Genomic DNA, 22,528 nt, shown 5'->3' on the forward strand with positions numbered 1-22,528 from the left:
CACGAACAGGTAGCAACAAAGCAGAACTGTCACAGCGACGGAACACCCCTCGAAAGAGGCGGCAGAGGGACTCGATGCGTGGGGAATCGGCGCTGGCGACCACAAGGACAAGCAACCACGGCAAGCGCCGATTTCCCACGCCACGGCGAAGCCGTGCTTGAAACTCAACCAAACGACAGCAGCCGCACACCCGCCGAAACCGACGGGTGCACGGCCGTCCGACCGGACCAAGAATCGGCCGGAACCCTGAAGCGAGAAGGAAATCAGGCCGGTGTCACGTCAAGGGGAAGGTGCCGGACACTGACGATCACCTGAGGATTCTGAAACTCGACCTGGTCATAGCCGGCAACGGCAATGTCCCGGTACCGGTCGAAGAGCACCTCGAAAGCGATCCGTCCCTCCAACCGCGCCAGCGGAGCGCCGAAACAGAAGTGAATGCCGTGCCCGAACGTCAGGTGCGGGTTAGGGTTCCTCGCCACGTGGAACTCATTGGGACGGTCGAAGAAAGCCGGATCGCGGTTGGCCGCGGCCAGATCGGCCATCACGATCGAGTTCTCCGGAATGGTGTGGCCGCCCAGCTCGACCGGCTTCGTCGTGCGGCGGCCCAGTTCGGGGAACGGCGGCAGCATCCGCAGTACCTCCTCCAGCGCCGCCGGCAACCCCGCGGGCGAGGATCGCAACGCGGCCGCCGCACCAGGGTTCCGGTCGAACGTCACCACGGCGTTGCCGAGCAACGCGGTCGTCGTGATGTGCCCGGCGATCAGCAGCAGCGCCACGAACCCGACGATCTCCTGGTCCTCGAGCCGTTCGCCGTTGAACTCCGCCTCCACCAGCCTGCTGGTCAGCCCGGGCCCGGGGTGGGCGCGGTGGTGGCGGATGTGGTCGAGGATGTAGGCGTTCATCTCGCGGATGGTCGGGGCGATGGCGTCCAGCGCCCGCTGGATGTCTTCCATGTCGGCCGACTCGCCCAGCTGGTCGCCGCTGAAGAGCACCTGCGCCCAGCGGGTGAACAGCGGGCGGTCCGCGACCGGGACGCCGAGCAGTTCCGCGATCACGATGATCGGCAGCGGGTAGGCGAGCGCGTCGACGATGTCGACCCGGGAGGTGCCGTCGACCTCGTCGAGCAGCTCGCCGGCGATGGCCCGGATCCGGGGTTCGAGCCCGGCGACCACGCGCGGGGTGAACGCCTGGCTGACCAGGGTGCGCAGCTTGCGGTGGTCCGGCGGGTCCATCCCGACGAAGTTGCCCTTGCGGAAGGTTTCGAAGTCCTCCTGGACCGGGGTGAGCCCGCTGAAGTCCGAGGAGAACGTGGCCGGGTCGGACAGGACCCGCGAGACGGCCGGGTGGTCGAGCACCCGCCAGCTCCCCGCCTCCTCGTCGTGGTGCACCGGCCCGCCGCGCTCGCGCAGCTCGGCCGAACGCGCGAGCAGGTCTTCGAAGGCGAACGCGACGCCGGTTTCCTGCGTGGTCATGACTTGGTCTCCTCGGTGCTCGTTTCGGCGGGGGTCAGGGTGTCGCTGCGCGGGAACCTGCGCAGGGTGGGGCTGAAGGTGACGACGAGGGTGATCAGCGCGATGCCCGCGGCGCACAGCAGGACGGCGTCCGTGCCGGGGAAGGCCTGCACCACCAGACCGCCGAAGGCGGGCCCGGTCGCGGCGGACACTCCGCCGATCACGGCCATCACGCTGGTCAGCCGTCCGCGCAGCCGGTCGGGGGTGAGCAGCAGCTGGTAGGTCCCGATCGTCGTGTTGGCGGTCGGCGGGAGCAGGGCCATGGCGACGAACAGCGCCCCCAGCAGGTAGCCGTCGTGGATGACGGCGGCGACCGGGGTCAGCAGCGTCAGCACCCAGAACACGCTCATGATCGACACGTAGGGGCTGAGCCGCCGCTGCAGGTACGGCGCGATGAGTGAGCCCACCACCCCGCCGACGCCGAGCATCGCGGCCATCACGCCGATCTCGCCCGAGGTGACGCCCCGCTCCTTGGCCAGGACGATGATGACGATGTAGTAGGCGCTGAAGAAGAAGTTCAGGCTCACCGCGCACGCCACGGTGACGCGCACGTGCCGTTCGCTCCACACCCAGCGCAGGCCTTCGGCCATCTCCCGGCCGAGGTGCCCGCCCTCCGTGGCCGCGGCCTCGCGCCGCGGCGCCCGGACGAAACACAGGGCCACCAGCGAAACCAGGTGGGCGAGCGCGTCGAACGCGAACGGGACCGCCCGGCCGAGACCGTAGAGGAACCCGCCGACCGCGGTGCCCGACAGCTGGCCGAGCGCGCCGCGCGCGGAGTTCATCGCCACCGCGGTGGGCAGCTGGGCCGCCGGCACGACCCCGGCCAGCATCGCGCCTTCGGCCGGGCCGAACAGCGACCGGCAGCAGCCCATGACCGCGGCGACCGCGATCAGGTGGGCGATGCTCACGACGTCCCACCAGATCGCCGCCACCAGGCTCGCCACCGCCAGCGCGTACACCGCTTCGCAGGCGAGAAGGATCTTCTTGCGGTCCCAGCGGTCCGCCAGCGCGCCGGCGGGCAGCCCGGCGACCAGCTGGGCCATCGCGTCGACGCCGAGCACCAGCCCGGACAGCGCCGGTGAGCCGGTCACCGCCAGCACCAGCAGCGGCAACGCGATCATCGACGCGCTGAACCCGGCTTCCGACAGTGCCTGGCTGCCCCAGAGCAGCTGGTAGTTCCGGTTCCGGGAAAGCCGCGTGGTCACCGCCGCTCCTTCCGGGTGTCGGCGGCGATCCGCCTGAGCGCGGCGGCGAAGTCGCCCGCCACGGCTTCGACGGTCGCCCGGTCGTGGCGATCGGGTTGGTGGATCAGGGAAAACACCAGCTCGCCGTCTTGGACCGCGCCGACCAGATCGAGCAGGTACGGGCGGTGCTCGGCCGGGTCGTGGTCGAGACCGAGCGAACCGTGGGCCGCCGCGTAGAGGCTTTCGGACGTCGCCGCCGCCCCGGAATCGTCCCACTGGCCGAGGTAGTTGAACGAGATCTGCGGCTGCGGCCCGGTTTCGGCGAGCTTCGCCCGGACGTCCGGGCTGCCGAGGTGGCGGAGCGCGCCGTAGCCGAACCCGTTGCCCGGCACCGCTCGCAGCTGCTTGCGGACCGACTTGACCAGCGTCCGCCAGTCCGGGTCGTCCGCGCCGTCTGTGCCGTCGATCGAGAGCGCCACCGGGTAGAGGGTGGTGAACCAGCCGACGGTCCGGTTGAGGTCGACGCCGTCGAGGACGTCTTCCCGGCCGTGGCCTTCCAGCGCGATCGACACGTCCGGCCGTCCGGTCCACCGGGCCAGCGCCCACGCCAGTGCGGCGAGCAGGACGTCGTTGACGCGCGTCCGGTACGCCGACGGCGCCGAGCGCAGCAGGGCGTTGGTCTCGTGGGCGTCGAGCACCACGGTCACCTCCGCCGTGCCGCCGTCGGTGCCGGTGTCGTGGTCCACCGGCAGTTCGCCCGAGGCGGGCAGACCGGTCCAGTAGGCCACTTCGTCGTCGAACCCGCCGTCGCGGACGTGGTCGCGGAGGCGGTGTGCCCAGTCCCGGAACGACGTCGTCCGCGGACCGAGGTCGATCTGCGCCTGCCGCGCGGCCTGCCGGTAGGCGGTGTCGAGGTCGTCGAGCAGGATGCGCCAGGAGACGGCGTCGACCACGACGTGGTGCGCGGCCAGGAACAGCCGTGGCCGCCACTGGGGTTCCGCGGTGACCAGGACGGCGGCCAGCAGCGGGCCCCGGGTGAGGTCGAACCCGGCGTGGACGTCGTCGGCGATCCGCTCCAGCGCCGCCGGCCGGTCGGCCTCGGGCACGGCGGTCAGGTCTTCGTGACGCAGCCCGGGCACCGGCTCGACATCGGCGTTGTGCTGGCGCCAGCCCTCGTCGGTGCGGGTGAACCGCATCCGCAGGGCGTCGTGGTGGGTCCACACCGCGGCCAGTGCCCGCCTGAGCGCGTCGGCGTCGAAGCCGTCGGCGAGTTCGAGGAGCATCGACTGGTTGAAGTGGTGCGGGTTCACGGTGTGGATCCCGAAGAACCAGTCCTGGATCGGGGTCAGCGGCACCGGCCCGACCACCGGCCCGTCCGCCTCGGCCGCTTCGGCCACCGCGCCGGCCTGGGGAGCGAGGAGGGCGATGGTCTGGTGCAGGAAGATGTCCTTTGTGGACAGCTGCAGCCCGGCCTGCCGGGCCCGGGAAACCACCTGCATGCTCAGGATCGAATCGCCGCCCAGCTCGAAGAAGTTGTCCTCGGTGCCGACCCGGTCCAGGCCGAGGACCTGGGCCCAGATTTCGCAGAGCACCCGTTCGGCCGGGGTGACCGGCTCGACGTGGCGGGTGGCCGGTTCGGCCGTGGCGGCGACCGCGGGCAGGGCGCGGCGGTCGACCTTGCCGCTCGGGCCGAGCGGGAGCGCGGGCAGTTCCAGGAACGCCGAGGGCACCAGGTGCCCTGGCAGCGACCGGCCCAGGAACTCGCGCAGGTCCGCGGCACCGACGGGGTCGGCCCCCGGCTCGGTGACGAAGCAGGCGACCAGGCGTTTGTACCCCGCGTCGTCCTGCTGGACGGCGGCGACCGCGGCGGCCACCCCGGGGTGCCGGGTCAGCGCCGCCTCCACCTCCCCCAGCTCGATCCGGAAGCCGCGCACCTTCACCTGGTCGTCGGCCCGGCCGGTGAACTCCAGCTGCCCGGCCGCCGTCCAGCGGACGACGTCGCCGGTGCGGTACATCCGTTCCCCGGGCGCGCCGAAGGGGTTGGCGGTGAACCGGTCCGCGGTCAGGCCCGGGCGGTCGAAGTAGCCGCGGGCCAGGCTCGGCCCGGCGACGTAGAGCTCGCCCGCGACGCCGACCGGCACCGGCGCGAGCGCGGCGTCGAGCACGTAGACGCGCGTGTTCGGGATCGGACGGCCGATGGGGGGCGGCGTTCCCGGGACGAGTGGCTCGCTCCAGGTCGCGACGACCGTCGATTCTGTGGGGCCGTAGGCGTTGATCATCCGGCGGCCGGGTGCCCAGCGGTCCACCAGCTCCGGCGGGCAGGCGTCCCCGCCGACGACGAGCGTGCGCAGGTCGGGCAGCTCGGTCGCCGGGACGGTGGTCAGCGCGGCCGGCGGGATCAGGGTGTGGGTGATCCGGTGGGCGGCGAGGAACTCGGCGAGGGGCTCGCCCAGCAGCGGTTCCGGCGGGACCACGACGAGTGCGGCGCCGGAGGGCAGGGCCAGGCACAGTTCCAGCACGGCCGCGTCGAAGCTCGGCGAGGAGTAGGCCAGGACGCGGTCGCCTTCGGTGACGCGGAGATGCTCGGCTTCGGCCGCGGCGAAACCGGCCAGACCGGCGTGGGTGACGACCACGCCCTTGGGGCGGCCGGTCGAGCCGGAGGTGTAGATGACGTAGGCGGGGTGCTCCGGGCGGACCGGGACCGGGGCGGCGGGCTCGGATGGCTCGGTGTCGAACAATCCCGGGTCGTCCAGCGAGAGCACCGGCACTCCCTCGGGTACCGGGGGCGCCAGGCCGTCCAGAGTCAGGACCAGCGCCGGGCGGGCGTCGGCGAGCATGAACGTGATGCGCTCGATCGGGTAAGTCGGGTCGACCGGCAGGAACGCTCCGCCCGCCTTCCACACCGCCAGCTGCGCGACGATGATCTCCACCGACCGCGGCAGGGCGAGCGCCACGATCCGTTCCGGGCCGATGCCGTGCCCGGCCAGCACCCGGGCCAGCCGGGCCGCGCGGGCGTCGAGCTCGGCGTACGTGAGGGACTCGTCCGCGACAAGAGCCACAGCGTCCGGCGTCCGGCGCGCCTGGGCCGAGACCAGCGAAGGCAAAGTACGCGACTCCACCGGGCGGGCCGTGTCGTTCCACGTACTCAAGACCAGGTCGCGTTCGGCCGCCCCGATCAGGGGCAGCCGGGACAGGGGCCGGTCCGGGTTCTCCGCGACTCCCGCCAGCAGCACACCCAGATGCGCGGCCAGGCGGTCGATCGTGGCGGCGTCGAACAGGTCCGTGTTGTACGTCAGCGCCGCGCGCAGCTCGCCCCCGTCCGGCTGGAACTCGAGCGTCAGGTCGAAGTTCGCCGCGGTCGCGGGCTGCGCGATCTCCTCCGTCTCGACGCCGGGCAGCCGGGTCGCTTCCCGCGGGGTGTTCTGCAGCACCACCATCACCTGGAACAGCGGGGTGCGGCTGGGGTCGCGGCCCGGCTGCACCGCGTCGACGACCCGGTCGAACGGCAGGTCCTGGTGGTCGAACGCCTCGCGGACGCCCGCGGCGACGTCGTCGAGGAACGCCGTGAACACCTGGTCCGGACGAACCTGCGAGCGCAGCACCAGGGTGTTGACGAAGAACCCGACGAGTCCCTCCAGCTCGGGCCGCTCCCGGCCGGAGGTGACCGTGCCGACCGCGACGTCGTCCTGGCCGGCCCAGCGGCCGAGCAGCACCTGGCAGGCGGCGACGAGGGTGGTGAACAGCGTCGTCTCCCGCTGGCGGCTCACCTTTTCGAGCCGGGCGGTCACCGCCGCCGGGACGACGATCTCGCACGTCGCGCCGCGCGTCGTGCGCACCGGCGGGCGGGGCCGGTCGGTGGGCAGCTGCAGCGGGGTGAGGTCGCGCAGGCGCTCGGTCCAGTAGGCGACCTGCCCGGACAGGACCCGCTCGGCGAGCCGGCCGCGTTGCCAGGCCGCGAAGTCCGCGTACTGCACCGGTAGCGGCGGCAGGTCGGCCTTCTCGCCGTGCAAAGCGGCCGCGTAGAGCACGCCGACCTCCTCGGCGATGAGCCCGTTCGACCACCCGTCGGTGACGATGTGGTGCACGGCGACGATCAGCACGTGCTCCCGCGGCGCGAGCCGGATCAGCTTCGCCCGCAACAGCGGCCCTTCGCTCAGGTCGAAGGGCTGTTCGCCTTCGGCACGCAGGATGTCCGCGAGGTCCTCCTCCCGGGCGTCGGTGACCGGCAGCGGGACCGGCGACGGCGGGTGCACGATCTGGACGCCGTGGCCGTCGGCCGAGCCGAACGTCGTGCGCAGCGGCTCGTGCCGGGCGACCAGGGCGGTGAACGCCCCGGCGAGCGCGTCGACATCCAGTTCGCCGCGCAGGCGCACCGCGGAACTCGTGACGTACTCGGTGCCGCCGGGCTCGAACTCGTCGAGGAACCACAGCCGCTGCTGAGCGAAGGACTGCGGCAGCTCGCCGTCGCGGGGGACGGCGGGGATCGGGTCCTTGGCGGTGGCCCCGACGGTTTCGATCGCGGCGGCGAGCCGGGAGACCGTCGGGTGGGCGAAAACCGCGCGCGGCGAAAGCGAGACACCGCATTCGGCCAGCAGCCGGGAAACGAGCCGGATGCTGAGGATCGAATCGCCGCCCAGCTCGAAGAAGTTGTCCTTCGCGCCGACCCGCTCGACCCCGAGCAGCCGCTGCCAGATCCCGGCGACGGCGCGCTGGGTCGCGGTGGCCGGCTCGACGTAGGGCCTGGACGTCAGCGGGCCGTCCGGGGCGGGCAGGGCGCGGCGGTCGACCTTTCCGTTGCGGTTCAACGGCAACGCGGCCAGCACCATGACGACGGCCGGGACCATGTACTCGGGCAGCGCCGCGGCGACGTGCGCGCGCAGCTCGTCGGGATCCGCGGCCCGCTCGAGGACGACGTGGGCGATCAGCCGCTTGATGCCGGAGGAGTCCGGGTGGACGGTCGCGACCGCCTGGGCGACCGCGGGATGGGCGGCCAGCACGGCTTCGACCTCGGCGAGTTCGATGCGGAAGCCGCGCAGCTTGACCTGGTCGTCGGAGCGGCCGAGGAACACCAGCTCGCCGCCGGGCCCGCGCCGGACGACGTCACCGGTGCGGTACATCCGCTCCCCCGGCGCGCCGAACGGGTCGGGGACGAACCGCTCGGCCGTCAGGCCGGGACGACCGAGGTAGCCGCGCGCCAGGCCGGCTCCGGCCAGGCACAGTTCGCCCGGTGCTCCCGTGGGCAGCGGGCGCAGCTCGGCGTCCAGCACGTACGCGCGCATGCCGTCGAGCGGACGGCCGATCGGGACGGGCTCGGGGACGCCCGTCTCGCCGGTCAGCCGGAACGAGGTCGCGAAGGTGGTCGTTTCGGTCGGGCCGTAGCCGTCGACGACGACCAGGCCGGGGCACGCGGCCTGGACCGTCCGCACCATGGCGGGCGGGACGACGTCGCCACCGGTCCACACCTCGCGCAAGCCGCGCAGGCAGTCCGGGTCGTCCTGGGCGAGCAGCCGGAAGAGCCCGGCGGTCAGCCACGCCGACGTCACGTCGTGCTCGGACACCGCGCGGCGCAACGACGCGGGCGTCAGGTCGGGCCCGTCGGGCAGGACCGTCGCGCCGCCGGTGAGCAGCGGGACCCACAGCTCGTAGGTGGAGGCGTCGAAGGCCAGCGGCGAGTGGGCGAGCACCCGGGTGTGGGCGTCGCCGGTGAACCGGCTGTCCTGGGCGAGCGCGGTGATGTCGCGGTGGCGCACCGCGACGCCCTTGGGGACGCCCGTGCTCCCGGACGTGTACATCACGTAGGCGAGGTTGTCCGGAACCGCGCGGCAGTCCGGCGCGGTCCGGGACCGCTGTTCGCCGACGGTCAGCGACGGTCCACTGTGGACGGATTCGGCGACCGTCAGCCAGGTGTCGCCGGCCACCACGACCGACACCCCGGCCTCCGCGAGCACGGCGCGCAGCCGTTCGTGCGGCGCCCGGGTGTCCAGCGGCACGTAAGCCGCGCCGGCCTTGAGCACGGCGAGTTCGGCGACGACGTGCTCGACCGACGGTTCGAGCAGCAGCCCGACCCGGTCCTCCACGGCGACGCCGAGCCCGGCCAGCCGCTGCGCCAGGTGGTTTGCCCGCTCGTCGAGCTCGAGACAGGTCAGGGTGCGGTCGCCGGCGAGCACGGCGGGGGCGTCCGGACGGCGCCGCACCTGGTCGGCGAACAGGGCCGGCACCGTGGACGGCGTCCCGGCGGCATCGGGGCCGTGGGCGTCGGCGAGCACCTGGGCGCGTTCGGCGGCGCCGACCCACGGCACCCGTGCCAGGGGACGGCCGGCGTCCGCGGTGACGCCGTCGAGCAGCGCGACCAGGCGGTCGGTCAGCGCGGTGACGGTGCCGGCGTCGAACAGCGCCGGGTCGTAGGCGAGGTCGAGGGCGAGGCCTTCGTCCAGGGACGCCCGCAGGCACAGCGGGAAGTTCGTGGCGTCGGCCGAGGCGACCTCGACGACCCGGGGCGCGCCCGCGGTGGCGGGTTCGCTGATCGGGTAGTTCTCGAAGACCACCATGCTGTCGAACAGGTTCTGCCCGGCGGGGACGTCGCTGAGCGGGCGGAGCCGGGCCAGTGACACGAAGTCGTGGTCGCGGGCCTCGCTCTGGGCCGCCTGCAGCTGTCCGAGCCACCGCGCCACCGGCTGGGTGCCGTCGACGCGGACGCGGGTGGGGATGGTGTTGATGAACAGGCCGATCATCGATTCGACGCCGGCCAGGTCGCCCGGGCGCCCGGAAACCGTGGTGCCGAAGAGGACGTCACGGTCGCCGGAGACCATCGCCAGCAGCAGTGCCCAGACGCCCTGCACGACGGTGTTGACGGTCAGGCCGTGGGTCCTGGCGAACTCCCGCAGCCGCAGCGTCGCCGCCGCCGGCAGCTCGGTCCGGACCGCATCGGTGGAACGGGACTGGTGCGCCTCGGCCGGCGGGCGGTCGTACGGCAACGCGGTCGGGGCGTCGAAGCCGGCCAGGGTGGTCCGCCAGAACTCGTCGGCCGCGGCCTGGTCGCGATCCGCCAGCCAGCCGAGGTAGTCCCGGTAGGGGCGGCGGGCGACGAGGGCGGGCCGGACGCCGGCGGTCGCGGCGGCGTAGTGCTCGCACGCCTCGGCGAAGATCTGCGCGGCACTCCAGCCGTCGAACAGGACGTGGTGGGAGGTCCACACGAGGTCGACTTCGTCGCCAGGGAGGGCGGCGATCGTCAGCCGGGTCAGCGGGGCGCGGGTCAGGTCGAACGGAACCGCGCGGTCGGCTTCCAGGGCTTCCCGCAGGGCGGTTTCGCGCTCCGCCGGGCCGAGGTCGCGCCAGTCGTGGTGGGTGACCGGCAGGGTCGCGGCGCGGTCCACCACCTGGACGGGCTCTTCGACACCCGTCCAGACGAGCCGGGTCCGCAGCACCGGGGTGCGGTCGACGACCCGCTGCCAGGCGGCGGCGAGCCCCGCGGGGTCGGCGACGCCGGCGAGCCGGATGCGGACCTGTTCGAAGTAGGCCGGGGAGCCGTCGTCGAGCAGGGTGTGGAACACCATCCCGGCCTGCAGCGGGGTGAGCGGGTAGACGTCCTCGACCGCGCGGCCGTCGCCGGCCACGGTGTCCAGTTCGGCCGCGCTCAACCCGGCCAGGGGGAAGTCCGACGGCGTGCGGCCGCCGGCGCCGGGGACGGCGCAGTGCGCGACGATTTCCCGGAGCGCCGTGACGACCTGCTCGGCGAGCCCGCGCACGGTGTCCTCGCGGTGGACCTCGGGCGCGTAGGTCCACGCCAGTTCGAGGCGGCCGCCGTCGACGATGCCGACGACGTCGAGCAGCGCGGTGCGCGGCCGCCCGGGGTCGATGTCGTCGCCGACGTCGCCCCAGCCCCGGTACAGCCCGTCGTCGTCGCCGGCGGTCCATTGCCCGTGGTAGTTCAGGGAAATCTGCGGCACCGGGCCGTCGCGCAGGGGCGAGTCCGGGGTCAGCCACCGCAGCGCGCCGTAGCCGAGGCCCTTGCCGGGCACGGCCCGCAGCTGTTCCTTGACCGCCTTCAGCGTCGGTCCCCAGTCGTCGGCCGCCGGGAGGGTGAGCGCGACCGGGAACTCGGCGGTGAACCAGCCGACCGTGCGGGACAGGTCGAGATCGTCGAAGATCTCTTCTCGGCCGTGTCCTTCCAGGGAGACCAGGACGCGCTCGCGGCCGGTCCAGCGGGCCAGCACCCGGCCGAGCGCGCTGAGCAGGACGTCGTTGATCTGGGTGCGGTAGACCTCGGGGACCTGGTGCAGCAGGGCGTCGGTCGTGCCGGTGTCCAGGCGGACGGTGACCGTGCGGGCGCGGCCGGCGGTGTTCTCCCCCGCCGCGTCGACGGGCAGGTCCGGGATGACGCCGTCGAGCGCTTCCGTCCAGTACGGCAGTTCGGCGTCGAACGCGTGCCCGGCGAGGCGGTCCGCCCAGCGGAGGGAGCTGACCGGTGCCGGGCCCAGGTCGACCGGCCGGCCGGAAACCACCTGGCGGTAGGCGGTTTCCAGGTCGTCGAACAGGATCCGCCACGACACGCCGTCGATCACCAGGTGGTGGACGACCAGCAGCAGCCGCGGCGGCCGCCCGGGAGAAGTGATCAGCACGGCCGCGGCGAGCGGCCCGTGCTCGACCCGCAGGGTGGCGCGGGCTTCGGCCGCGACCGCACGGGTGTCCACATCGGACACCTCGAGGTGCCGGACCGCCGGGATTTCCGCGTCGGCCCGGAACTCCTGCCGCCACCCGTCGCCGGTGCGGGTGAACCGGGTGCGCAGGGCGTCGTGGCGGGCCAGCACCGCGTGCAGCGCGGTTTCGAGCGCGGGAAGCTCCACGTCCGGGTCGAGTTCGGCGAGCGTGGACATCGTGAAGTGGTCGTGGTGGCCGGTTTCGAAGAACCACCGCTGGATCGGGGTCAGGGGCGCCGAGCCGGTGAAGCCCGAGTCGGGCTCGGCGGTCTCCTCGGCGCCGGCGACCAGGGCCAGTTCGGCGATGCTCTGGTGGCGGAAGACGTCCCGGGAGGTCAGGCGCAGGCCGTGCCGCCGGGCCCGGGAGACGACCTGGATGCTGAGGATCGAATCCCCGCCGAGGGCGAAGAAGTTGTCGTCCACGCCTGGTTCTCCGGCGCCGAGGACGTCGGCCCAGATCTCCGCGAGCAGCCGTTCGGTGTCCGTGCGCGGCGCGGTCCGGCCTTCGACCGGGGCCGTCTGGACGGCGGGCGCGGGCAGCGCGCGGCGGTCGACCTTGCCGCTGGTCGCCAGCGGGAGCCGCTCGAGCGGGACGAACACCGACGGCACGAGGTGGTCGGGCAGGGTCTCCTTCAGCGCCGTCCGCAGCCGCGCCGGGTCCGCCGTCGAGCCGTCGGCCGGGACGACGTAGGCGACCAGCCGGGCGTGGCCGTCGTCGCGGCGGGCGACGACCACCGCGTCGGCGACCTCGGGCAGCGCACGCAGCGCCGCCTCGACCTCGCCGGGCTCGATGCGGAAGCCGCGGATCTTGACCTGGTCGTCGACGCGGCCGAGGTACTCCAGATACCCCTCGGCGGTCCAGCGGACGCGGTCGCCGGTGGCGTACATCCGGCTGCCCGGCGGTCCGAAGGGGTTGGCGCGGAACCGATCCGCCGTCAGCCCGGGCCGGTTCAGGTAGCCGCGGGCGAGCTGGACGCCGGCCAGGTGCAGTTCGCCGGGCACGCCGATCGGGGCCGGGCGCAGCCGGTCGTCGAGGACGTAGGTGCGCACGTTCCCGATGGGGCGGCCGATCACTTCGCGCGCGGTCTCCCCGATCCGGCAGAGGGTCGCGTCGACCGTGCACTCGGTCGGGCCGTAGAGGTTGAACGCGGTCACGCCGTCGACGTCGCTCAGGTCGCGCCACAGCGCTTCGCCGACGGCCTCCCCGCCGATCAGCAGCACGGACGGCCAGTGCTCCCCGAACCCCGCGTCCAGCAGGTGCCGGACGAACGACGGCGTCGAGTTGACCAGATCGATCTCGTGCTCGGCGACATACCTGGCGAGCAGGGCCGGGTCGAGCCGGGTGTCGCCGTCGATCACGTGCAGCTGGTGCCCGGCCGTGAGCATCAGCAGCACGGCTTCCCAGGACGCGTCGAAGGAGAACGCGGCGGTCAGCGCCACCCGCAGCCGGTCCTTCCCGGCCGCGGCGGTGAACTGGCCCGCGTGGTCGACGGCGAAGTTGGCCAGCGAGCGGTGGCCGACGAGCACGCCCTTCGGGGTTCCGGTGGAGCCGGAGGTGTAGATGGCGTAGGCCGTGTGGTCCGGGGTGAGCGGCGCGAGCCGGTCGGCGTCGGTGAGGTTCGTGTCCTCTCCTTCCGCGTCAACCGGCTCGGTGAGGACCAGTACCGGCCGCGCGTCCGCCAACAACGCTTCACGCCGTCGGGCGGGCAGCTCGGGATCCAGGGGCAGGTGGGCCGCACCGGCCTTGAGGACGGCCAGGATCGTGACCACGAGTTCCGCGGACCGGGGCAGCGCGACGGCGACGAGCCGCTCGGGCCCGGCACCGCGGGCGACGAGGGCGCGCGCGATCCCGTTGGCCCGGGTGTTCAGCTCGGCGAAGGTCAACGTCGTGTCGCCGCAGACCAGCGCGGTCGCGTTCGGGGTCCGGGCGGCCTGGGCCTCGAACAGCTCGACGACTCCTGCGTCCGGCACCGGGCGGTCGGTCGCGTTCCACGTCTCGACGACGAGGTCGTGCTCGGCCGTCGGCAGCAGCGGCAGCGTGTCGACCGGCCGGTCCGGGTCGGCCGTGACGGCGGTGAGCAGGACCGTGAGGTGCTCGGCGAACCGCCGCATGGTCGCCGCGTCGAACAGGTCGGTGTTGTAGTTGAGCAGGCCGCGCAAGCCGTCCGCGCGCTCCTCGAACTCGACGCTCAGGTCGAACCCGGCGGTGGTCATCGGCAGGGTCAGCTCACTCGCCGTGAGCCCGGTGAGGGCGGGCAGGCGGTTCCCGGCGTTCTGCAGGGTCACCAGCACCTCGAACAGGGGGGTGCGGCTGGGGTCGCGGTCGGGGCTCAGCTCGTCGACGATCCGCTCGAACGGCACCTCCTGGTGCGCGAAGGCGTCGAGGACCGTGCGGCGGACAGCGCCGAGCAGCTCGCCGAAGCCCCGCTGTCCGTCCACATGGGACCGCAGCACGACGGTGTTGACGAAGAGGCCGACCAGATCCTGGACTTCCGCGTGGTCGCGGCCGGAGGTCACCGTGCCGACGGCGACGTCGTCCTGGCCGGCCCAGCGCCGCAGTACCAGCTGGCAGGCCGCGACCAGCGCCGTGAACAACGTCGTGTCGCGCTCCCGGCTCAGCCGCCGCAGGCCGTCGAGGGCGTCGGCGCCGAGGGAGAACTCGTGTTCGGCGCCGTTCGACGTCCGGGTGGCCGGGCGCGGGCGGTCGGCCGGCAGATCGAGGGGACGCAGGCCGTCGAGTTCCCGCCGCCAGAAGCCGAGCTGTTCGGCCAGGAAGTCGCCGGTGAGACGCTCGCGCTGCCAGGCGGCGAAGTCCGCGTACTGGATCGGCAGTGCGGGCAGTTCGGCTCGCTCGTCACCGTAGAGGGTGGCCAGCTCGCCGGCGAGGACACCCATCGACCAGCCGTCGGTGATGATGTGGTGCAGGGACAGGACGAGCGCGTGGTCGTCCGCGGCCAGGCGGACGAGCCGGGCCCGCAGCAGCGGGCCGCGTGCCAGGTCGAACGGCCGGGCGAGGTCTTCGGCCAGCAGCCGCTGCAGGTCCTTCGGGCCGGTGACGTCGGTGACCGGCAGCGCGAGCTGCCACGGCTCCCCCACGACCTGGCGGGGCCGTCCGTCGGCGGCCGGGAACGTGGTGCGCAGCGACTCGTGCCGGGCGATCAGCGTGGTGAGCGCCCGGGAGAGGGCGTCGAGCCGCAGGTCTCCGCGCAGCCGCACGCCGAAGACCGTGACGTGGTCGGTGCTGCCGGGGGCGAAGTCGTCGAGGAACCACAGGCGCTGCTGGGCGAAGGACAGCGGCAGCTCGCCGTCGCGCGCGACCGGCGTGATCGCCGCGGTGAGCGGGATGGCGGACGCGGCGGGCAGCGCGGCCGCCAGGCCCGCCACCGTCGGGTGGTCGAACACCGTCCGCGGCGACACTTCGACGCCGAAGGCCTCGCGCAGCGCGGAGGTGAACCGGATGCTGAGGATGGAATCCCCGCCCAGCTCGAAGAAGTGCCCCTCGGCCCCGACCCGCTCCAGGCCGAGCGTGGCGGCCAGGACCGCCGCGACCGTGCGTTCGGTTTCGGTGCGGGGTTCGACGAACTCCGCACCCGCCGGCGCGGCCGCGGCAGGCGCGGGCAACGCCCGCTGGTCGAGCTTTCCGTTGCGCGTCAACGGCATTTCGTCGATGGCGACGAACGCCGACGGCACCATGTACTCCGGCAGCGACCGGCCCAGGTGCTCACGCAGCCGGGCCGCGCTCGGCGGCGCGTCCGGGGTCGCGGCGACGACGTAGGCGACCAGCCGCTTGCGGCCGGGTTCGTCCTCACGGGCCAGCACGGCCGCCGAACGGACCTCCGGCAGGGCGAGCAGGGTGGCCTCGATCTCGCCCGGTTCGATGCGGAAGCCCCGGATCTTCACCTGGTGGTCGGCACGGCCGTGGTAGCGCAGGGCGCCGCCGGCGGTGCGGGAGACCCGGTCGCCGGACCGGTACATGCGGGAGCCGGGCGCACCGAAGGGGTCGGCGACGAACCGGGCCGCGGTCAGCCCGGGGCGGCCGAGGTAGCCGCGGGCCAGCCCGTCACCGGCCACGTACAGCTCGCCGGGCACCCCGGCCGGGACCGGGTTCAGGTCGGCGTCGAGGACGTACCCGCGCAGGTCGGGCAGAACCGAGCCGATGATCCCCGGGGTGTCCACATCGGACACGAGGTCGTGGTGGGTGACGTGCACGGTGGTTTCGGTGATGCCGTACATGTTCACCAGCCGCGGGGCGCGGTCGCCGTGGCGGGCGAACCAGCCGGTCAGCCTGCGCGTATCCAGGGCCTCGCCGCCGAAGATCACGTACCTCAGCGAAAGCCGGATGCCGGGATCGTCCTCGTCGGCCCGGACCAGCTGGTAGAACGCCGACGGCGTCTGGTTGAGCACGGTGACGCGCTCGTCGGCCAGCAGGCGCAGGAACTCCCGCGGCGACCGGGACACCGCGTGCGGCACGACGACGAGCCGGCCGCCGTGCAGCAGCGGCCCCCAGATCTCCCAGACGGAGAAGTCGAACGCGTAGGAGTGGAACAACGTCCAGACGTCGTCGCGGCCGAACTCGAACCGGCCGGCGGTCGCGGCGAACAGGCGGGTGACGTTGCGGTGCGGGATCACCACGCCCTTGGGCAGCCCGGTCGAGCCGGAGGTGTAGATGACGTAGGCGGGGTGGTCCGGGGTACAACGCAGCGGCGGGTCGGTTTCGGGACCGGTTTCGACGTCGACGTCTTCGGGGGCGAGGACGGCGACGGGATCGGTGTCGGCGAATATCCGGTCGACGCGTTCGGCCGGCGTGGCCGGGTCGATCGGCAGGTAGGCGGCCCCGGCCTTGAGCACGGCGAGGATCGCGACGACCTGCTCCGGCGAGCGCGGCAGGCGCAGCGCGACGAACCGCTCGGGCCCGGCGCCGAGGGCGATCAGCCGGTGCGCCAGCCGGTTGACCCGCGCGTTGAGCTCGGCGTAGGTAAGCGAGGTGCCGTCGCCGGTGAGCGCGACCGCGTCCGGGTGCGCCGCGACCCGAGCGGCGAACAGCTCGGTGATGGTCGGCGCGGGCAGCGACACGGCTTGGTCCACCACCAGCCGGGCGCGGTCGTCGGCCGACAGCCAGGGCAGCCGGGCGATCGGGCGGTCCGGGTTCTCGGCGATCCCGAGCAGCAGGGTCTCCAGCCGCGCGGCCAGCGCGGCGGCGGTGCTGTCGTCGAACAGGTCCGGGTCGGTGCCCAGCTCGAAGCCCAGGCGCCGGTCGACGTAGGCGCGCAGGGTGACCGGGAACGTCGTGGCGTCGAGCGCGGTGACTTCCCGCAGGGTGACGCCCGCCTGCGCAGCGGCGTTCTCGTCGAACGGGTAGTTCTCGAACGCGACCATGCTGTCGAACAGGTTCCCGCCCGACGGGACGTCGCTGAGGGCACGCAGCTTCCCGAGCGCGAGGAAGTCGTACCGCCGCGCCTGGTTCTGCTCGTCCTGCAGCCGCCGCAGCCACGCCAGCACGGCCTCGCCGCTGTCGATCCGCGTCCGCGTCGGGACGGTGTTGATGAACATCCCGATCATGTTCTCGACGCCCGGCAGGTCGTCGGGACGGCCGGAGACGGTGGTGCCGAACACGACGTCGGACTCGCCGCTCGAGTGGGCCAGCAGCAGCGCCCACGCGCCCTGGACGAGCGTGTTGACGGTCAGGCTGTGCCGCCGGGCCACCTCCCGCAGCCGGTCTGTGTCCTCCGTGGACAGCGAGACCCGGACAGACCGGGAGGACCGCGTCCGGTGCGCCTGGGCCGGTGACCGGTCCCACGGCAGCGGGGTCGGGGCGGCGAACCCGGACAGCACCGCGCGCCAGTGGTCTTCGGCCGTGGTGACGTCCTGCGCGGCCAGCCAGCCGAGGTAGTCGCGGAACGGCCGGTGGGCCGGCACCCGCGGGACCCGGTGCTCGGTGATCGCGGCGTACTGCTCGCACACCTCGGTGAAGATCTGCGCCAGGCTCCAGCCGTCGAGCACGACGTGGTGGGACGTCCACATCAGCAGCACGCGGTCGTGGGTCAGCGCGATGATCGCGAGCCGCATCAGCGGGGCGGTGGTCAGGTCCATCCCGGCAGCGGCGTCCTCGGCCGAAAGCCGCTCCAGCTGGGCGGTCTGCTCGGCCTCGGACAGCCCGCGCCAGTCGTGGCGGGTGATCGGCACGACCGCCCGGTGCCGCACGACCTGCAGCGGTTCCTCGACGCCGTCCCAGACCAGCTGGGTTCGCAGGACCGGTGTCCGGTCGGCGACCTGCTGCCAGGCCTGCGCGAAGGCGTCGGTGTCGCGGACGCCGTCGAGCAGCATCCGGGCCTGGTCGACGTAGGCGTCGGCCGTCGGATCGAGGAGGCTGTGGAACAGCATGCCCGCCTGCAGCGGGGTCAGTGGGTAGATGTCGTCGACCTCGCGGCCGTCGCCGACGATCCGGTCTACAGTGGACTGGTCGAGGCGGGCCAGCGGGAAGTCCGACGGCGTGCGGCCGCCGCTGCCGGGCCGCGCGCAGTGCGCGACGATCTCCCGCAGCCCGGTCACCATCGCCTCGGCCAGCTCCCGGACCGTTTCGGCGTCGTAGACCTGGTCCGAATAGGACCACGTCACCGAAAGCTCGCCGGACTCGACGACGCCGGTGACGTCCAGCTGGTAGGTGCTCGCCTCATCCGGGGCGATGTCCGGGCCCGGGCTGTCGTGGCGGCCGCGGAACAGGCCGTCGGCACCGGCCTGGGCGTCCCAGCGGCCGTGGTAGTTGAAGCAGATCTGCGGCAGCGGGAACGCCTGCAGGGCGTGCCCCGCCGCGCCGGGCTCGCCGAGGTACCGCAGTGCCTCGTAGCTCAGGCCCCGGCGCGGGACGGCCCGCAGCTGTTCCTTGACCGCCTTGAGGGTCGCGCCCCACTCCCCCGACGGCGGCAGGTCGAGCGCCACCGGGAACTGCGTGGTGAACCAGCCGACCGTCCGGGAGAGGTCCACGCCGTCGAGGACGTCCTCCCGGCCGTGTCCCTCCAAGGCGATCAGGACGCCGTCCTGCCGCGTCCGGTCCGCCAGTGCCCGCCCGAGCGCGCTGAGCAGCACGTCGTTGACCTGGGTCCGGTAGGTCGCGGGCACCTTGTGCAGCAGCGCGTCGGTGTCTTCGGCGCCGAGGCTCACGGTCAGCGTGCGGGTCGAGCCGGTGGTCCCGGCGCCCGCGTGGTCGGCCGCCAGCGCCGGCGGGACCCGGCGGGCGACGCGCGTCCAGTGCTCGAGGTCGTCGTCGAACCCCCCGGAACGGACGTGCTCCTCCAGCAGGTGCGCCCACTGGGTGAACGGCGTGGCCGTGCCCGCGAGCCGGACCGGCGCGCCGGCGACGACCTGCTGGTAAGCGGTTTCGAGGTCGCCGAGCAGCAGCCGCAGCGAAACGCCGTCGGCCACGAGGTGGTGCACGGCCAGGAACAGCAGCGGCGGCCGCGTGCCGCGCAGGAGCAAAGCCGCACCGGCGAGCGCGCCGGTGGTCACGTCGAGCCCGGCGCGCACCTGCGCGGCCGCGGCCTCGATGCCGGCGCGCTGCCCGGCGTCGCCGAACGAGGACAGGTCCCGGATCCGCAGGATCCCGGACGACGGCGCCGGCGTGACCTCCTGCCGCCACCGGCCGTCGACGGTGAAGAACCGGGTCCGCAGGGCGTCGTGGTGGGCGACCACCGCGTCGAGTGCGGTCCGCAGTGCCCGCTGGTCGACGTCGGCCGGCAGTTCCAGCAGCTGCGACATCGTGAAGTGGTCCAACGGCCCGTGGGTGGCGAAGAACCAGTGCTGGATCGGGGTGAGCGGCGCCGGGCCGGCGATCGGTCCCGCGGCCGGGGCGTGGACGGCGGCGGTCTGCACCGCGGTCGCGAGCCCGGCGATGGTCTGGTGCAGGAAGATGTCCCGCGAGGTGAGCCGCAGGCCGGCCTGGCGGGCCTGCGCGACCACCTGGATGCTGAGGATCGAGTCGCCGCCGAGGCCGAAGAAGTTGTCCTCGACGCCGACGCGGTCGTTGCCGAGCACCTCGGACCAGATCGCCACCAGCTGGTGCTCGACGGCGGTCCGCGCGGGCATGTAGGCCTGGCCGCCGTCCGGCGGCGCGTCGGGTGCCGGGAGCGCCCGGCGGTCGACTTTGCCTTGCGGTGTCAGCGGAACGGCGTCGATCGGGACGAACGCCGAGGGCACCAGGTAGTCGGGCAGCGTGGTCCGGAGGGCGGCGCGCAGCTCGTCGGCCGTGGGCAGCACCGGTCCGGCGCCGACGACGTACGCGACCAGCCGGGCGTGCCCGCCGTCCGGGCGGTTGGCGACCACGACGGCCGCGCTCACCGCGGGCAGGCGGACCAGCGCGGCCTCGACCTCGCCCGGCTCGACGCGGAACCCGCGGATCTTCACCTGGTCGTCGAGGCGGCCCAGGTACTCCAGCTGCCCGTCGGCCGTCCAGCGGACCCGGTCGCCGGTGCGGTACATCCGCGTCCCCGGCTCGCCGAAGGGGTCGGCGACGAAGCTGCCGGCGGTCCGGCCCGGCCGGCCGAGGTAGCCGCGGGCGAGCTGCGCCCCGGCGAGGCACAGCTCGCCGGGCACGCCGGGCGGCACCGGCCGCAGGTCCTGGTCGAGGACGTAGGCGCGGGTGTTGGCCAGTGGACGGCCCAGCACCGGACGCGTCGTTTCGCCGACCCGGCACGAGACGGCGTCCACGGTGTACTCGGTCGGGCCGTAGAAGTTGTGCGCCACGGTCACTTCGGCGTCGGCGAGTTCGCGCCAGAGCTTTTCGTCGAGGGCTTCGCCGCCGAGCATGAGGATCTTCGGCCGGTGGCGCGGGTCGGTCAGCAGCCCGGCGGGGATCAGCCGGCGCAGGTAGGTCGGGGTGAGGTCGAGGAAGTCGATTCTTCGCTCGGCGATGTGGTCGACGAGGGCGTGGGCGTCGAGCCGGACGTCTTCGCCGATCAGGTGCAGCTCGTGGCCGTCGGCCATGAGCAGCGGGCCCTCCAGGGACGTGTCGAACGACAAGGTCGCCGTCAGCGCCACCCGCAGCCGCCGGCCGGGGGCGGCGAAGTCGTTGCGGTGGTTGAAGAGCAGGTTGGTGAGGTTGCGGTGCGGGACCGCGACGCCCTTCGGCCGGCCGGTCGACCCGGACGTGTAGATGACGTAAGCCGCGTTGTCCGGCCGTAGCGGCGCAAGCCGATCGGCGTCGGTGAGGTCCGCGGCGGAGTACTCCTGCTGCGCGGCGGCGATCTCCGCTGTTCCGAGGACCAGGCTCGCACCGGCGTCCTGCCGCAGCAGCTCTTTCCGGTCGGCGGGCAGCGCCGGATCGATCGGCAGGTACACCGCACCCGCCTTCAGCACCGCCAGGAAGGCCACGATCGCCTCCGCAGTGCGCGGCAGCTCGAGCGCGACGACCCGCTCGGGACCCGCGCCCAGCGAAACGAGGTGACGGGCCAGGCGGTTGGCGAGCGCGTTCAGCTCGGCGAAGCTCAGCGCGATCTCCCCGGCGACGAGCGCGGTCTCGTCCGGGCTGCGCTGGGCTTGGGACTCGAACAGCTCGGTGAGGGTCGTCGCGGGCACGTCCAGCTCGGGACCGTGCCCGCCGGTGAGCAGCCGGTGCCGCTCGTCCCCGGTCAGCAGCGGCAGCTCGCCGATCGGGCGGTGCGCGTCGGCGGCGATCGCGGTGAGCAGCACCGTGAGGTGCTCGCCCAGCGCGACGGCGGTCCGCTCGTCGAACAGGTCGGTGTTGTACTCGAGCGATCCTTCGAGCGCGTCGGCGGACGGCTGGAACTCCACGGTCAGGTCGAAGTTGGCGGCGCGGCGGGCCACCTCGACCGGCTCGGCCGTGAGACCGGCGAAGTCCGGTTGGCCGCCCGGACTCCCGTGCAGCAGCACCATCGTGTCGAACAGCGGGGTGCGGCTGGGATCCCGCTCGAGCCGCAGTGCTTCGACGAGCTTCTCGAACGGCGCTTCGGCGTGCTCGAAGGACTCCAGCACCGTCGTGCGGACGGCGTCGAGGAACGTCCCGAACGGCGCGGTACGGTCCACAGTGGACCTGATGACGACGGTGTCGACGAAGAAGCCGACCGTTCGCTCCAGCTCGGGCCGGTTCCGGCCGGAAACCACGGTGCCCACGGCGATGTCGGTCCGGCCGGTGTAGCGGGCGAACAGCACCTGGCAGGCCGCGACCAGCACGGTGTAGAGCGTGGTGTCGTGGACGCGGGCCAGCTCGGCCAGCCCGGACGCGACGTCGGCCGGGACGCTGAAGCGGTGCACCGCACCCGCCGTCGTGCGCACGGCTGGCCGCGGCCGGTCGGACGGCAGATCGAGGGGTTCGACGCCGGCCAGCTGGGTGGTCCAGTAGGCGAGGTGCCGGTCGAGGGCGGGCCCGGCGAGCCGGTTCCGCTGCCACACGGCGAAGTCGGCGTACTGGACCGCCGGCTCGGGCAGTTCCGCGGGCTCGCCGCGGACGGTGGCCGCATACAGCGTGCCGAGCTCGCCGACCAGGATGCCCATGCTCTCGCCGTCGGTGACGACGTGGTGGGCGGTGATCAGCAGGACGTGGTCCTCCTCGGCGACCCGCACCAGCAGCAGCCGCACCAGCGGGCCGCGGCGGAGGTCGAACGACCGGCCGTACTCCGTTTCCAGGACTTCGTCCAGGTCGGCGGGCCGCAGCGCGGGGTCGGTGGTCAGGTCGACCGTCCGCACCGGGATCTCCGGGGCGGCGTGGACGACCTGCACGGGCGTGCCGCCGGTGTCGTCGATCGTCGTGCGCAGGGCCTCGTGGCGCGCCACCAGCTGCGCCAGCGCGCCGGTGAGCGCCCCGGTGTCGAGCGGGCCGGTCAGCCGCAGCCCCACGGCACTGTTGTACTCCGCGTCCCCCGGCCGGAACTCGTCGAGGAACCACAGGCGCTGCTGGGCGAACGACAGCGGCAGGGCGTTCTCGCGCGGCGCCCGGCCGATGACGTCGGTCCGCTCCGCCCGCCCGGCCAGCCGGCGCTTGAGCGTCTCCCGCAGTTCCGCGGGCAGCGCGTCGATGCGGCTCTTCCTCGAGGTGGTCATCGCTTTCGTTTCCTCACAACGCGAGTCGGGGTGGTCCGGGGGCGTCGTGAGTGAGAAACAGTGTTAGAACACTGTTTCTCACTCACGA

At 73.3% G+C, this 22,528-nt stretch carries 3 protein-coding genes; all 3 read right to left on the reverse strand.

The window, feature by feature from the left end:
* Window positions 1-263 precede the first annotated feature (263 nt).
* The 3 genes from CF165_RS35735 to CF165_RS35745 are packed head-to-tail and all read right to left on the reverse strand — an operon-like array spanning window position 264 to window position 22,440.
* Window positions 264-1,472 carry a cytochrome P450 gene (locus CF165_RS35735; RefSeq protein ID WP_093952001.1) on the reverse strand — a complete coding sequence of 403 codons (1,209 nt, stop codon included), beginning with the start codon at window positions 1,470-1,472 and terminating at the stop codon, window positions 264-266.
* A complete protein-coding gene (locus CF165_RS35740) occupies window positions 1,469-2,716 on the reverse strand; it encodes an MFS transporter (RefSeq protein ID WP_093952002.1) in 1,248 nt (415 codons plus the stop codon). The genes CF165_RS35735 and CF165_RS35740 overlap by 4 nt, the downstream gene beginning before the upstream one ends.
* Window positions 2,713-22,440, reverse strand: a complete 19,728-nt coding sequence (locus tag CF165_RS35745; RefSeq protein ID WP_093952003.1) for a non-ribosomal peptide synthetase — start codon at window positions 22,438-22,440, stop codon at window positions 2,713-2,715. Before CF165_RS35745 ends, CF165_RS35740 begins: the two co-directional genes overlap by 4 nt.
* Window positions 22,441-22,528: the final 88 nt, after the last annotated feature.

Source organism: Amycolatopsis vastitatis, from assembly GCF_002234595.1.
GTDB classification, from domain to species: Bacteria; Actinomycetota; Actinomycetes; order Mycobacteriales; family Pseudonocardiaceae; genus Amycolatopsis; species Amycolatopsis vastitatis.